We start from the raw sequence: 14,502 nt of genomic DNA, 5'->3' as shown, positions 1-14,502 counted from the left end.
CACAGCCCGGTGCTGCCCGACAACACCGACGCCGAACGCGGACGGTACATGCGCGAATATCGCTGATCGCGGCCGGCGCCGGGGAGGCCCCCGGACGCCAGCCGGATCCGGGAACGCGCACCCATAGTGTTCACGCGCACGTCGCGACGTGCGCGTGAACACTATGGGTGCGCGTTTTGCGTGACGGCCGTGTCAGCTCCCGGAGGGCGGCGTCAGCTCCCGGAGGGGAGCGCCTCGTACTGCGCCACCGCCTTGTCGAGCTGGTCGAGCGCCTGACCGTAGGCCGTGAAGTCACCCTTCGTCTGGGCGTCCTTCAACGCGGTCAGTGCCTGGCCGATGGCCTGCACGGCCGCGTCGCGCTCCGGCGAAGTGCCCTGATTCGGCGTCGCAGGCGCCTGCGCGCCGTCGGTCGACGGGGTGGTGGTGTCGGGCTGGGTGGTCCCGCCTTCGACGGCAGGTCCACCCTCGGGCGCCGTCACCGCGGCCGGGTTGATACCCACCTGTCGCAGCGCCTCGGCGACCGTCGCCGCGTACCCGACGCGGGCGCTACCGCTGGCCGCGTTGTAGTAGACGAGCACCCGATACAGCTTCGGGATGGCCGAGTCGTCGGTCTTGGACTGCGTGTACATCGGCTCGACGTAGAGAATCCCGTTGCCGCCCACCGGCAGTGTCAGCAGGTTGCCGTAGGTCACCCGGGTGGTGTCCTCGACCTGTTTACGGTCCGAGGCCACCGGACCGGCGCTCTTCATGTTCTCCTGCGCCTGTTGCGGACCGACCGTCTGCTGGGCCGTCGGCAGCGTCTTGACAGTGATACGCCCGTACGATTCGGGGTCCGACGACGCCGTCACGTACGCGGTCAGGTTGCGGGTGTTCAGACCAGTCAGCACCGTGGTCAGCTGGAACTGCGCCTGAGGGCCGTCCGGGGCGGCCGCGGTGAAGTAGTACGGCGGCTGGTTGAGTCCCTGCTGCGCGGCCTGATCCTTGGTGGGATCGGCCGGCACCGACCAGAAGTTGTTGCTGCGGAAGAACGTCTCCGGATCGGACACGTGGTACTTCGCGAGCAGCGCGCGCTGGATCTTGAACAGATCCTCCGGATACCGGAAGTGAGAGATCAGATCCTGATGCTGGTCGAGTTCGGCACGGGACTTCACCGTGCCCGGGAAGACGTTCATCCAGGTCTTCAGCACGGGGTCGTCGGTGTCGACCTGGTACAGGGTGACCTCGCCGGTGTAGGCGTCGACGGTGGCCTTCACCGAGTTGCGCACATACGACACCTGACGGTTGATCTGCGTGCGGCCGGTCTGTCCCTGATTGAGGGCCTGAGCGTCCGACGTGACGTCCTGCAGCGACATCCGCTGCGCATACGGGTAGGTGTCGAGCGTGGTGTACCCGTCGACGATCCACTTGATCGACCCGTCGGCCATCACCGCGGGATAGGTCTTGGAATCGACGGTCAGCCAGGGCGCCGCCTTCTTGACGCGGTCGCGGGGATCGCGGTCGTAGAGGATCCTCGAGTTCTGGTTGATGGCACCCGACAGTAGGATGTTGCGTTCGGTGTACTTCACCGAATAGAGGAATCGGTTGAACCAGTTCCCCAGCGAAACACCGGAATCGGCCTGGTAGGTGTAGTTCTTGCCGTCTTCGTCGTACTCGCGGTCTTCGCCGGTGGAGCCGACGATCGCGTAGTCGGGATTGACCTTCGCGATCAGCTCGCCGAAGTAGATCCGGGGCTGGGTGACCTTGATCGGGGCGTTCGCCTGGTACTCGGGTGAACGGATCGTCTCGAGGTCACTCACCTTGAACACCGGCAGACCACCGCGGTCGGAGTCGCTGTCGGCCGACGCCTCGTCGACGGTGTTGGCCGGCGCCGCGATGAAGCCGTTGCCGTGGGTGAACACGGTGTGCTTGTTGATCCAGTTCTGCTGGTTCTCGCCGTACTTGGACGGATCGAGCTCACGAACCGAGACGATGTAGTCGCGCTCCTGACCGTTGACGGTGTAGCGGTCCACAGCGAGCTGGGCGGGGAACCCGTAGAAGTTCTTGAGGAACTGGCGCTGGTTGAAGGCCGGCGCGATCACGTTCGGATCCAGGATGCGGATATTCGACAGGGTGGCCGTGTCGGTGTTCACCGCGACAGGATCGGCCGGCGTCGCCGTCCAGTTCTGCTCGTAGGTGACGTCCTGGTCTTCCCGGATCTTGTATGCCTGCTTCGTCGCCGTGAGGTTGCGCGCGATGTAGTCGGCTTCCTTCTGCGCCGCATTCGGCTTGACCGAGAACTGTTCCATCGCCAGCGGCCAACCGACCCCGATGACCAGCGCGGACAGCACCATCAGCGCGGTGGCCAGCGCCGGCACGCGCAGGTCACGCAGCACCACACCGGCGAAGAAGGCGACCGCGCAGATGACGGCGATCGCCATCAGGATCAGCTTCGAGGGCAGCACCGCGTTGATGTCCGTGTAGCTGGCGCCGGTGAAGATCTCCTGTTTGCGCTGGCTGGACAGCAGTGAATACCGGTCGAACCAGTAGCTCACCGCCTTCAGCAGCAGGAACGTGCCCGCCAGGGCCGCGAGCTGGACTCGGGCCGCGACCGTCATGGACGGACCGTTGTTGTTGCCACCGGCCAGCCGGATGCCACCGAAGAGATAGTGCGTGACGAGGTTCACGAGGAACGCGATCACCACGACCACGAACAACAGGTTCAGGATGAGCCGGTAGAACGGCAGGTCGAAGGCGTAGAAGCTGACGTCGAGCCCGAACTGCGGGTCCCGCACGCCGAATTGTTCGCTGTGCAGGAAGGTCTGCACGGTCGCCCACGACGCCTGGGTGACGAGTCCGGCGAGCAGACCCACCAGCACGGCCGGCGCGATGCCGAACCAGCGGGTACGACCCATCACGGTGGTCCGGTACCGGGCCAGCGGATCGTTGGGCCCCGAAGCCGGCACGAAGACCGGGCGCGATCGGTAGGCCATCGCGATCGCCCCGAACACGATCAGTCCGACGAGGACCGAGGTCAGCGCGAACAGGATGATCCGCGTCCACATGATCGTCGAGAACACGCGCGTGTATCCGACGTCGGAGAACCACAACCAGTCGGTGGCCAGACCGACCAGCCGAGGTCCTATCAGCAGTAGCACCAGGATGGCCACACCGATCCCGATAGCGATCTTGCTCTTGCGCGACAGTGTCGGCATGCCCGCCGGCCCGCGTACGCCCACCTGGCCCACTCTCCAAAGTTCTCATTCCGGACACCGGTTCGACGCTGCGAAACCGGTCGGCTCGTGCTCCAACTGTACTGGGCAACGACCGACCCGCCACCGGGGTTCCCCTGGCGGCCGCCCCGAGCGGTTTCCCGACGTCGGGATCCGGGCCCCGGGGCCGGGCATGATGGACCACGTGAGCGACGTACATCCTGACACCCCGGCATCCGACGCTCTGTCGCCCGACGCCCTCGGCGGCGCACTGCGCGACATCGTGGAGTTCGTCGACCAGGATGGCTGGGATCAGCCACCGATGCTGTTCGCGCTGGTCCCGACCGCGGCGCTGGCGCGCAGCCAACCCGACCTCGTCGACGCCGACGACGACTCGGAGCTGAGTCCGATCGCCCAGGCGCCGCTGCCGAACCCCGCATCCGCCGAGGACGCCACTGCTGAACTCGAGCGCGTGCTGGCCACCACCAGCTGGCCGCCGACGGTCATGGGGGCCGCTCTGGTCCAGGAGATCACCGTGGTGCCGCCCGACGAGCCGACCTCCGAGGGTCGTCCCGGACGCGTCGCAGCGGGTGCGCTGCGTGACGGGCGCACCCTGGGACTGCTGCAGTTGCGCCCCGAACCCGGCGCCGACCCGGAGGCCGGGATAGAGCTGCTCACCCACCCCGATCTGGCCGTCGAGCTGCGCACCGCTCTCGCACACACCCTCGACGTCGATCCCGCCGGCTGACGCGGGCCCTGATCCGTCCGGGTGTCAGCAGTGCGGCGCCGCCCGTCCCGCGCCGATGTCGTCGAGCGCGTCCACGGCCGACTGCAAGGTGTCGACCTTGACCAGGGTTAGTCCGTCGGGGACATCCGAGGTCGCCTCGGCGCAATTGCCCTCGGGGACGAGGAAGACCGTGGCCCCCGCGTCGCGCGCGGCGCGCGTCTTGTGCGTGATCCCACCGATCGGCCCGACCTCTCCCGAGTCGTCGATGGTGCCGGTGCCGGCGATGAACTTCCCGCCGGTGAGCTCCCCGGGGCTGAGTCGGTCGATGACGGCCAGCGTCAACATCATCCCGGCCGACGGGCCGCCGATGTCACCGACGTTGTAGGAGATCTTCAACGACGGGTCGGCGTTGACCACCTCGGGCGTGACACCCAGATAGCCGGCCTGCGCATCGTCGGGGCGCGCCGCGAGCGTGACGGTGACGGTCTGAGGCTGCCCGCCCCGGACGATCCCGATGGGCACGGCCGATCCGGGAGCGCTCCCCTTCACCGCGGCCTGCATCTCGGCCGTCGTCGACACCGACTTGCCGGCGACGGTGAGCACCTCATCGCCCTGCCGCAGGACATCCGCCGACGGCCCCGACGGCGCGACGGAGGCGACGACCAGCTTCGTCGGACGATCCAGAAACAGCAGGGCCGCGGCCGTGGCATTGCTCTCCGAGCCGGTCATATCCTGCTCATTCTGTTTGCGTACCTGATCGGGCGTCTGATCCGGCGGGAACAGCCGATCACGGGGTTCGAGGGTGTAGGTGCCCGACAACCACATGCCCAGCGACTGGAACAGCGACATCCCGTCGGTGACCGACACCGTTGTCAGATTGAGATTCCCGGTGGTCGGATCCGTCGGCGTCCCGGTGATGTCGACGACCGGTTTGGTCTCGGTCTTGCCGTCCGACGAGATCTCGACGGTGCCCAGCGTATTCACGGTGGGGCCAGGTCCCAGTGCCACGAACGGGACCTGCACGGTCGTCCCGACGAACAGCAGGGCCACGAACACCAGCACCGTCACGACGACGGTCGCGATCCGACGGTGGCCGGGCTGCAATCTCATTCCGCTCACAGTAGTAGACCTCGCCGACAGCGGACCCGCCCGACGCTGCGCCCCTCCCCGGCCTTGAGTTCCCTACGCTCAAGGCGAACGCGCGGCGTCACGTCCGGCGGGCATCGGGCGGTACCGTGGAGACATGACTGATCTGCCCTTCGGGTTCTCCTCGCCCGGCGACGACGACCGCGGCAAGGACGACGACAAGCGCGGCGGCGACGACGCGCGCCGCAAGGACCAGGGCGGCAACGACGCCGGATCCCAGAACCCCTTCGGATTCGCCACCGGCGCAGGAGGTTTCGACCCTTCCGCGTTCGACCCCTCGTCCTTCGACCCGGCCGCCCTCGGCCAGATGTTCTCCCAGCTCGGCAGCATGCTCAGCGGGATGGGTGCCGGCATGACCTCGGGATCGGGCGCCGGCCCGGTCAACTATCAGGTCGCGACCAACCTCGCCCGCCAGCAGATCGGCAAGTTCACCCCGGTGCTCGACAAGGAGAACCAGGCCGTCGCCGACGCCGTGCGGCTCGCCGAGGTCTGGCTCGACGAGGCCACCACCTTCCCCAGCGGGGTGAGCCGGTCGACCGCGTGGACTCCCGTGCAGTGGCTCGAGGAATCGATGCCGACCTGGAAACGCCTGTGTGATCCGGTGGCCACCCAGCTGTCGCGCACCTGGGAGCAGAACCTGCCGGCCGAGGCCGCGCAGTTCGCCGGGCCGATGATGGGCATGCTGACGCAGATGAGCGGCATGGCCTTCGGCACCCAGCTCGGCCAAGGCCTCGGCCAGCTCGCCAAGGAAGTCCTCACCTCCACCGACATCGGGATCCCGCTGGCCCCCGAGGGGGTCGCGGTGTTGCTGCCCGAGGCCATCGCGAGCTTCGCTGACGGGCTCGAGCAGCCCGCTCAGGAGATCGTCGTGTTCCTCGCCGCCCGCGAGGCCGCCCACGTGCGGCTGTTCACCCATGTGGGGTGGCTGCGGCAGCGGCTGCTGTCCACCGTCGAGGAGTACGCACGGGGCATCACCATCGATTTCAGCGGGATCACCGAAGCCACCGCCAATATCGATCCGCAGGAACTGTTTTCCAACCCGTCGAAACTCGAGGAGCTGATCGGGTCGTCGGCGTCCTTCGAGCCGACCACGACGCCGGAGCAGAAGGCCGCGCTGGCGCGTCTGGAAACCCTGCTCGCCCTCGTCGAGGGCTGGGTCGAGCAGGTCGTGTTCGCGGCCCTGTCCGACCGCATCCCCAGCACCGCGGCGCTGACGGAGACGATGCGCCGTCGCCGCGCATCCGGCGGACCGGCCGAACAGACCTTCGCGACGCTTGTGGGGATGGAATTGCGTCCGCGGAAGGTCCGTGAGGCGTCGGCCCTGTGGCGGCAGCTGCTCGAGGCCGGTGACATCACCACACGCGACGGGGTGTGGGCGCATCCCGACCTGATGCCCGACGCCGACGACCTCGACAATCCCGCGGCGTTCATCGACCGCGTCATCGGCGGCGGCGCCAGTACCTTCGACGACCCCATCGCCCAGCTCGAGGAGACCCTGGCCGCCGAGCGGGCCGCCGAGGAACCCGACGAGGGGCGTTCGGGCGACAAGCCGCGTGACACCGACGAGGACTGACGCGCAACCCAACCACCCACAGATCGTCGCGCCTGTGGACAACATCGTCGGAGAGCCGGCGGCGGTCCCCGGAGATGGCAGAGTGACGCCATGGCCGATCGTGGCGCCCGCCGAACCCCCATCCGGGCCGAAGTCCCCGCGCTGACCACCAGCCTGCCGCTGGTGCGGCCGGGTACGCCGGTTCTGGTGCGGCCCGGCAACCGGGTGCACGTCGGCAGCGATCCGCACCGCAGCCTGGTCATCGACGTGGCTGCCCCGGTATCGGCCGCCGACGTCGCCGACCTGGTCCGCGACCTGACGCAGCCCCGCTCCCGCAGCGAGATGGTGCGCCGCGCGCGATCGATCGGCCTGACCCCGACCGACCTCGCCGGCATACTCGGTCAGCTCATCAACGCCGGAAAGGCGGTCCCGACAGAGGGCGGGAGGTCCTCGACGACCCTCCGGATCCGGATTCACGGCCGCGGTCCGTTGTCGGATCACCTGGCCGCCGGGCTCGCCGAGGTCGGAATGGTCTCGGCGCGCTCAACCCGCCGACCCACCGCGCCCCGATCGGCGGCCGACTGGGATGCCAACCTGATCCTGCTGACGGACTTCCTGGTGCACGACCCGGCGATCGTCAACGCGCTCACCACCGCCCGGATCGCGCACTTGCAGGTGCGGGTGCGTGACGGCGTGGGTGTCGTCGGACCGCTCGTGCTGCCCGGAATGTCGAGTTGCCTGCGCTGCGCGGACCATCACCGGTCGGTCCTCGAACCCGACTGGCCGCTGCTCGCGGCGCAGATGGTGATGCAGCCGGGCTACGCGAGCGCCGCCACCATTCGGGCCACCGCGGCGCTCGCCCAGGAACAGGTCGAACAGTTGGCGAGCGCGCTGTGGTCGGGTGCCGGCTCCGGCTCGACACCCCAATTGTTCAACCGTGCACTGGAATTCCGTCCGGCCCCGGCGGGACTCGCGGTCACCGAATGGCCTCCGCATCCCCTGTGCGGGTGCCGTGCGGCCGCGGCGCGCGCAGGATGAGGTCTGGGTTCTGGTCGTCGTCGCTCGGTCCTCTATTCTGTGGTGGGGAAAGGACGCTATGGCTGAAATCACTCGGGGGCAGGGACGGCGCAACGCGAAGCTTGCGTCTCTCCCCATCGGAATGGCCGGTCGGGCCGCGGCAGGTCTCGGCAAACGCATGGTCGGCAAGGACAAGGACGAAGTCCAGCAGGAGATGCTGGAGAAGGCCGCCGAGCAACTCTTCGCCGTCCTCGGCGAGCTCAAGGGCGGCGCCATGAAGGTCGGCCAGGCCATGTCGATCATGGAGGCCGCGATCCCGGACGAGTTCGGTGAACCGTTCCGGGAGGCGCTGACGAAGCTGCAGGCCGACGCACCGCCGATGCCGGCGGCCACCGTGCACAAGGTTCTCGACCAGCAACTCGGTACCCGGTGGCGGGAACGCTTCCGCGAGTTCTCCGACGAGCCCGCCGCGTCCGCGAGCATCGGGCAGGTCCACAAGGCGATCTGGTCCGACGGCCGCGAGGTTGCCGTCAAGGTGCAGTACCCGGGCGCCGACCACGCCCTCAAGGCGGATCTCAAGACGCTGTCGCGGATGTCGGGTCTGCTGCAGAAGCTGTCGCCGGGCACCGATGTCAAGGCGATGATGGACGAACTGATCGACCGCACCGAGGCCGAACTCGACTATCTCGGTGAGGCCGACAACCAGCGGGCCTTCGCCAAGGCCTTCGATGGTGATCCCGATTTCGTCATCCCGAAGGTGGTCGCGAGCGCTCCCAAGGTCGTGGTGTCGGAGTGGATGGTCGGTACCCCGCTGTCGAAGATCATCACCTCGGGTGATCAGGCCACCCGTGACAGCGCGGCCGCACGCATGGCCACCTTCGAGGTCAGTTCACCGTTCCGGGTCGGACTGCTGCACGGCGATCCGCATCCCGGCAACTTCTTCATCACCCCCGACGGGCGCTTCGGAGTGCTGGATTTCGGTGCCGTCGGACATTATCCGAACGGTCTGCCGCCCGAGACCGGACCGATTCTGCGCCTGGCCCGCGACAAGAAGTACGAGGAGCTCAAAGAGCTGATGGTGCAGACGGATTTCATCCGCCGCTCCCATGTGGACCGGGTGAACGCGGACGACATCGAGGCCTATCTGAAGCCCTATGTCGATCCGCTCTACACCGAGTCCTTCCACTTCACCCGCAAATGGATGCAACGTGCGGCCGGCAAGGCGACCGACGTGCGCGGCGATGTCTACAAGACATCCCGAAACCTCAACCTGCCCAAGCACTATGTGATGGTGTTCCGGGTGCTCGCCGGCTGCGTCGGCATCGCCGCGCAGCTCGAGGCGAACGCACCCTACCGGGCGATCATGGAGAAGTGGGTGCCGGGGCTGGCCGACTGAGTGCCCCGGCGGCGGAGCGATCTCGATCTCGACACACACACTCCCGCCACCACCCGCTGGTAGCGACGTGCGAGCCTGCGAGCCCGACGCTCACTCCGCTGGTCGAGTAGCGACGTGCGAGCATGCGAGCCCGACGCGTATCGAGACCACCACTCACGTGATCTCGATACGCCACTCACTCCGTTCTCACGGCTACTCGATCAGCACGACGAACGACGAACCGCTTACGCGGCGTTCTTCCGCGGGCGACCGCGCGGACGCTTGCGCGCGACGACGACGCCGCGCTCGAAGATCTCGCCACCCCAAACACCCCAGGGCTCGGCGCGGTCGAGGGCCGCGCGAAGGCAGGCCTGCTGCAGGGGGCAGTCGGCGCACATCGCCTTGGCCCGCTCCAGATCTCGGGGGTCCTCGGCGAACCACAGGTCGGCGTCGGCCACCTGACAGGGCAGGTCCAGTCGGCCGATCGACCCGTGGTCCGCCGGAAGACAGGATTCGAGAACGCAATCGGTCGTCATTGGTTTCTCCACATCTGCTCGTGTTGGGTGTTTGGCACCCGAGTCCTGATGTGGAGGGAATCGGTTCGGGATGCTCATCGTCGGGGATGAGATCGTCGAACCGGCTTCACAACAAGGGCCACGGGTTTCGCCTGATGCGATTCGCCCGTGGCCCGGATGGTGCGGAGACTAATGTCTCCGCAGTTCTCGTATCTGCACAGGGAACCGCTGCGGCGCTCGCGCTGCGGCGATTGCGGGGTCGGCGGCGGTTACGGCCGCGGTGACCGGGCGGAATGCCATCGGTCGCACGCGGGTCGGGTCGGCCCAGGAGCGGTCGTGAGCCGCCCATGTGACGGCACTGGCCGTGCCGATGCCGAGCTGAACGTTGTTTCCGTTCACTGATCCGCTCCTTCCCGTGTTCGATGGCTTCCACGCGAGGCGACCTGCCATGGACGAGCAGGAGGCACCCCGTGCTGGGTGAATCCAGGGTATGGGGTGCGACGATGATCGCACAACCTATTTTTGACCAGCGCTTTTGACCAGATCGAGGAGTTCGGCACCGAACTGGTCGAGTTTCGTCGGGCCGATGCCGCCGATATCCCCCAGGGATCGCGTGTCGGCCGGGCGCCGTTCGGCGATCGCGTCGAGCATGGCGTCGGTCAGAACCGCGTGTTCGGCCATGCCGCGCCGTCGGGCATGGTCGGCCCGCCACGACCGCAGCGCCGACACCAGCGCCTCGTCGCGTTCCTCGACCCGGCAGCTGCCGCATCGCTGCCGCACGCGTGATTCCGGATTCACCAGCTGCGCACCGCAGACCGTGCACCGGCCGCTGCGGCGCGGATCGAGATCGATGCCCTCGAGGAACCGGGTGCGCTTACGTGTCGCGCGACTCGAACCGGATCGCGACAGACTCCACGACAGGAAGAGATGTTCACGGGCCCGGGTGATCCCGACGTAGAACAGGCGCCGCTCCTCGTCGATCGCGGATGGCCCGGCGTCGATCGCCTGGCTGATGGGCACCGACCCCTCGGTGAGACCGACCAGGAACACCGCATCCCATTCGAGTCCCTTCGCGGCGTGCAGGGACGCCAGCGTGACGCCCGCCTGCGTCGGGGTGTGCCGTTCCTCGGCGCGCATCGTCAATTCGGCGACGACCCGGGGAAAGGTCAGACCCGGCTGATCGGCGACCATCTCGGAGACGACGGACATCAAGGCGGACAACGATTCCCAGCGGGCTTTGGCGTTGGCACCGGCGGGTTCGGACTCGCTCAGCCCGAGCGGTGCGAGCACGGCACGGACCAGATGCGCGGGCGCGACGCCGGCCGGGAGATCGTCGCGCTGCGCCGCGGCGCGCAGTTTGCCCATCGCCTGCACGATCTCGGTACGCGTGAAGAACGCCTCCGAACCGCGGATCTGATACGGGATGCCCGCTTCGGTCAGGGCCTCCTCGAACCGGTCGGATTGCGCGTTGACCCGATAGAGCACGGCGATCTCCGACGGTGGCGTACCGGCGTTGATCAGGTGTTTGATCTGGGCGGCGACCCCGTGCGCCTCACGCAGTTCGTCGGCGAACTCGGCGGGCCGCGGTACCGGGCCGCGAGATCGTTGTCCGACCAGTTCCAGCCGCGTTCCGGGTACTCGTTCGCCGGCCCCGGCGATGACCTGGTTGGCCACCGCCACCACCTCGGGGGTCGAGCGGTAGTCGCGTTCGAGCCGTACCAGGATGGCGTCGGGATACCGGCGGGTGAAGTCCAGCAGAAAACGTGAGGTCGCCCCGGCGAAGGTGTAGATGGTCTGATTCGCGTCGCCGACGACGGTCAGATTGTCGCGCTCCCCCAGCCACGCCTCGAGCAGGCCCTGCTGCACCGGGGTGATGTCCTGATACTCGTCGACGACGAAACACCGGTAGCGGGAGCGGAAGTCGGCGGCGACCCGGGGTTCGCGCAGCAGCTCAGCGGCGTAGACGATGAGGTCGTCGAAATCCAGCAACAGATGGGCGCCGTCGCGTTTGGCTCTCTCGTAGGTGTCGAAGACGTCGGCGACGGCGTCGGCCGGAAACGGCGTGTCACGCCTCAGAGCGGCGACGGCCTCCGGGTAGCCGGCGGGTCCGATCAGCGACGCCTTGGCCCATTCGATCTCCGACGCGAGATCGCGCAACGACTCCGACGTGGTGGCCAGACCGGCGTGGCGTGCGGCCCGCGCGACCACCGGGAGCTTGTTGTCGAGCAGTTCCCAGCTGAGTTCGCGCGGCCAGAAGTATCTCAGCTGACGTAGCGCCGCGGCGTGAAACGTCTGGGCCTGCACCGAACCCCCGGGCCCGGCGATACCCAGAGCGCGCAGCCGCGAGCGCAGCTCACCGGCGGCACGGGTCGTGAAGGTGACCGCGAGAACCTGGCTCGGGTTCACCTGACCGCTGTCGATCAGGTGTGCGATGCGGCGAGTGATCGTGCGGGTCTTGCCGGTCCCGGCCCCCGCCAGAACGCACACCGGACCGCGCGGTGCCAGCACCGCCCGCTGCTGCTCGGGGTCGAGACCGTCGAGTATGCGGTGATGATCGGGCACCGGTTCACTATGCCACCGGGCTGTGACAGGTCAGGGTCGAGATCGACCCGGACCCGGGTCAGAGTCCGAGCTTGGCCTTGACCTCGGCCAATGACGGGTTGGTGGCCGTCGTGCCGTCGGCGAAGAGCAGGGTCGGGACGGTGTGGTCGCCGTCGTTGACGCTGCCGACGAACTCCGCGGCGTCGGGGTTGAGCTCGATGTCGACCTCCTGCCACTTCAGCCCCAGGCCCTTGAGCCCGGTCTTCAGCCGGTTACAGAAGCCGCACCAGCTGGTGGTGTACATCGTCAGCTCGCCGGTGCCGGAAACCCGGGCCGAAACATCGTCGTCGATCACGTTGCTCATGTGACCAATAACATCACGAAATGGTGGCCTGTTCCCAATCGCCACTCCCGACAGTGGTCAGTTCGGTGCCGAATGGGCCCACGCGCTGATGATGGCACGCGCGATCGAGATGGAACCGGGCAACCGCAGGCGACGACCATCCGGGCGTTCGGCGGCCCCGCCGGCACCCCAGTCCCCACCGGCCTCGAGTACCTCGATCACCTCGGCCCGGTCGAACCAGGCGGCGTCGGCGATCTCGCCGTCGAGGAAGCGCAGCGGTTCCTCGGGGTCGGCGACGGCCTCGAAACCCAGCATCAGCGAGCGCGGGAACGGCCACGGCTGGCTGCCCAGATAATGGGGATCGCTGACGGTGACCCCCACCTCCTCGTACACCTCGCGGATCACGCACTGTTCCAGGGATTCACCGGGTTCGACGAATCCGGCCAGCGTCGAATACCAGCCGTCGGGCCACACGGACTGCCGGCCGAGCAGAATCCGGTCGGCCCCGTCGTGCACCACGGTGATGATCGCCGGGTCGGTGCGCGGGAACTCGTCGGCACCGCTGTCGAGGTGCCGACGCACCCATCCCCCGCGGGCCGGTACGGTGGCGGACCCGTCCACCGGAGAGAACCGTGCCGTCGCATGCCAGTTCAGGATTCCCAGCGCGGTGGCGAGCTGGCCGGCCTCGTCGGAGTCGAGTCCGTGCGCGCCGCGGCGCGGATCGTCGGTGGGGCCGTCGATGTGATCGACCCGCCGCGTCCACAGATCGGCTCCGGAGGCGGAGATCCCGAGGAAGACGGCGTCGGCGAGCGGCTCGTCGGCGAGGCCCGCGGCATCCTGCCAGTGCAGCCGGCCGTCGTCGGCGACCGGGTAGCGCCCGGTGGCGTCGATGAGCAACACCCGCGCCGTCGTCCAACCCGCCCGCATCCGTTCCGGGTCGTCACGAATCTCGTCGGCGCGATCGAAGGTGGCTCGCGACAGCAGCGGCGGTTCGTCCAAACGGAATGACGACCTCATTCCGACGCCCCCTTCCGCACGTACAGCAGCCGGTCGCCCACCTCGATCTGCTCGACCACGATGTCGTCGACGCGGTGCAACTTACCGTCGCGCACCACACCGAGCACGATGTCGCGGGTGTGGGATGGCGATCCACCGGTCTCGGTCGGCTCGACCTCCCGCTCGGCGATCGCATACCCCTCGTCGGGAGTCAGCAGATCCTCGATGACCTCCACCACCGACGGGGTCATCGTCGCGATACCGAGCAAGCGCCCTGCGGTCTCCGAGGACACCACCACCGAGTTGGCGCCGGACTGCCGCATCAGGTGGGTGTTCTCGGATTCGCGGATCGAGGCGACGATCTTCGCCCGCGGGTTGAGTTCGCGCGCGGTGAGCGTCGCGAGCACCGCGGTGTCGTCCCGGTTGGCCGCGACGACGATGCTGGAGGCGTGCACGACCCCGGCGAGTCGTAGCACGTCGGATTTGGTCGCGTCGCCGCGGACGGTGACGAGTCCCCTCGCCGCCGCCACCTCCAACACGTCCGGGTTGGCGTCGACGACGACGATCTCCGACGTCTTGACCCCGTCGCCGATCATCGCGTCGATGGCGGTCCGTCCCTTGGTGCCGTAGCCGATGACGACCGTGTGATTACGCACGCTGTTCCTCCACCGCTGGATCTTGAGCGCCTGCCGGGACCGTTCGGTCAGCACCTCCAGTGTCGTTCCGATCAACACGATCAGGAACAGCACACGCAGAGGGGTGATGATGAGTAGGTTGATCAGGCGCGCGGACGGGGTGATCGGGGTGATGTCGCCGTACCCGGTCGTCGACAGCGTCACCGCCGAGTAGTACATCGCGTCCAGGAAGGACAGCGGATTGTCCTGCGTGTCCCGATATCCGTCGCGATCCAGGAAGACGATGACGGCCGTCGCGACCAGCGCGAAGGTCGCGAACACGACCCGCCTGCTGATCGCCCTGCCGGGACTCTGCTGGAGCTCGGGGATGTGCAGGACACCGACCAGCGCATAGTCGGGCCGGTCGTGGAGTTCCTCGCCGCGTAGACGGCGCAACCTCCGTCTGACCATCAGGCACCCCGCCGTTG

The 14,502-nt window shown here is 67.8% G+C and carries 11 protein-coding genes; 4 read left to right on the top strand and 7 right to left on the bottom strand.

Going from position 1 to position 14,502, the window contains the following annotated elements:
* Positions 1–212: 212 nt before the first annotated feature.
* A complete protein-coding gene (locus GORHZ_RS02615) occupies positions 213–3,215 on the bottom strand; it encodes a UPF0182 family protein (RefSeq protein ID WP_040529883.1) in 3,003 nt (1,000 codons plus the stop codon).
* 169 nt (positions 3,216–3,384) lie between these two features.
* On the opposite strand from GORHZ_RS02615, the gene GORHZ_RS02610 reads away from it, so the two are divergent.
* Positions 3,385–3,936 (top strand): PPA1309 family protein, encoded by a 552-nt coding sequence (locus GORHZ_RS02610; RefSeq protein ID WP_040529880.1) that lies wholly within the window; start codon positions 3,385–3,387, stop codon positions 3,934–3,936.
* A 24-nt stretch (positions 3,937–3,960) separates the two neighbouring features.
* Here GORHZ_RS02610 and GORHZ_RS02605 read toward each other — a convergent pair whose 3' ends face one another.
* A complete protein-coding gene (locus GORHZ_RS02605; RefSeq protein WP_040529861.1) occupies positions 3,961–5,025 on the bottom strand; it encodes a YlbL family protein in 1,065 nt (354 codons plus the stop codon).
* A gap of 133 nt (positions 5,026–5,158) precedes the next feature.
* Here GORHZ_RS02605 and GORHZ_RS02600 point away from each other — a divergent pair, with 133 nt between their 5' ends.
* The 3 genes from GORHZ_RS02600 (at position 5,159) to GORHZ_RS02590 (ending at position 9,026) form a co-directional block, all read left to right on the top strand.
* On the top strand, positions 5,159–6,634 hold the full coding sequence (locus GORHZ_RS02600) for a zinc-dependent metalloprotease (protein ID WP_006330131.1): 1,476 nt from the start codon (positions 5,159–5,161) through the stop codon (positions 6,632–6,634).
* Positions 6,635–6,724: 90 nt separating this feature from the next.
* On the top strand, positions 6,725–7,651 hold the full coding sequence (locus GORHZ_RS02595) for a hypothetical protein (RefSeq protein ID WP_006330130.1): 927 nt from the start codon (positions 6,725–6,727) through the stop codon (positions 7,649–7,651).
* A gap of 58 nt (positions 7,652–7,709) precedes the next feature.
* Positions 7,710–9,026, top strand: coding sequence for an ABC1 kinase family protein (locus tag GORHZ_RS02590; protein ID WP_006330129.1), 1,317 nt, complete (start codon positions 7,710–7,712; stop codon positions 9,024–9,026).
* Positions 9,027–9,250: 224 nt separating this feature from the next.
* Here GORHZ_RS02590 and GORHZ_RS02585 read toward each other — a convergent pair whose 3' ends face one another.
* From GORHZ_RS02585 to GORHZ_RS02560, 5 genes are all read right to left on the bottom strand, one after another.
* Positions 9,251–9,541, bottom strand: a complete 291-nt coding sequence (locus GORHZ_RS02585) for a WhiB family transcriptional regulator (RefSeq protein ID WP_006330128.1) — start codon at positions 9,539–9,541, stop codon at positions 9,251–9,253.
* Between the two features lie 495 nt (positions 9,542–10,036).
* Complete coding sequence (locus tag GORHZ_RS02575) at positions 10,037–12,082, bottom strand: ATP-dependent DNA helicase UvrD2 (RefSeq protein WP_006330124.1); 2,046 nt, start codon at positions 12,080–12,082, stop codon at positions 10,037–10,039.
* Positions 12,083–12,140: 58 nt separating this feature from the next.
* On the bottom strand, positions 12,141–12,425 hold the full coding sequence (locus GORHZ_RS02570; protein WP_006330120.1) for a mycoredoxin: 285 nt from the start codon (positions 12,423–12,425) through the stop codon (positions 12,141–12,143).
* Positions 12,426–12,482: 57 nt separating this feature from the next.
* Complete coding sequence (gene nudC, locus GORHZ_RS02565; RefSeq protein ID WP_040529856.1) at positions 12,483–13,421, bottom strand: NAD(+) diphosphatase; 939 nt, start codon at positions 13,419–13,421, stop codon at positions 12,483–12,485.
* The gene (locus GORHZ_RS02560) at positions 13,418–14,485 is read right to left on the bottom strand and encodes a potassium channel family protein (protein ID WP_040529853.1); all 1,068 of its coding nucleotides are present in this window, start codon (positions 14,483–14,485) and stop codon (positions 13,418–13,420) included. Before GORHZ_RS02560 ends, nudC begins: the two co-directional genes overlap by 4 nt.
* Positions 14,486–14,502 lie beyond the last annotated feature (17 nt).

The sequence above is a fragment of the Gordonia rhizosphera NBRC 16068 genome, from assembly GCF_000298195.1.
Classification (GTDB): Bacteria; Actinomycetota; Actinomycetes; order Mycobacteriales; family Mycobacteriaceae; genus Gordonia; species Gordonia rhizosphera.
Note: the sequence above shows the minus strand (reverse complement) of the source record. Positions and strands in the feature narration are given on the sequence as shown.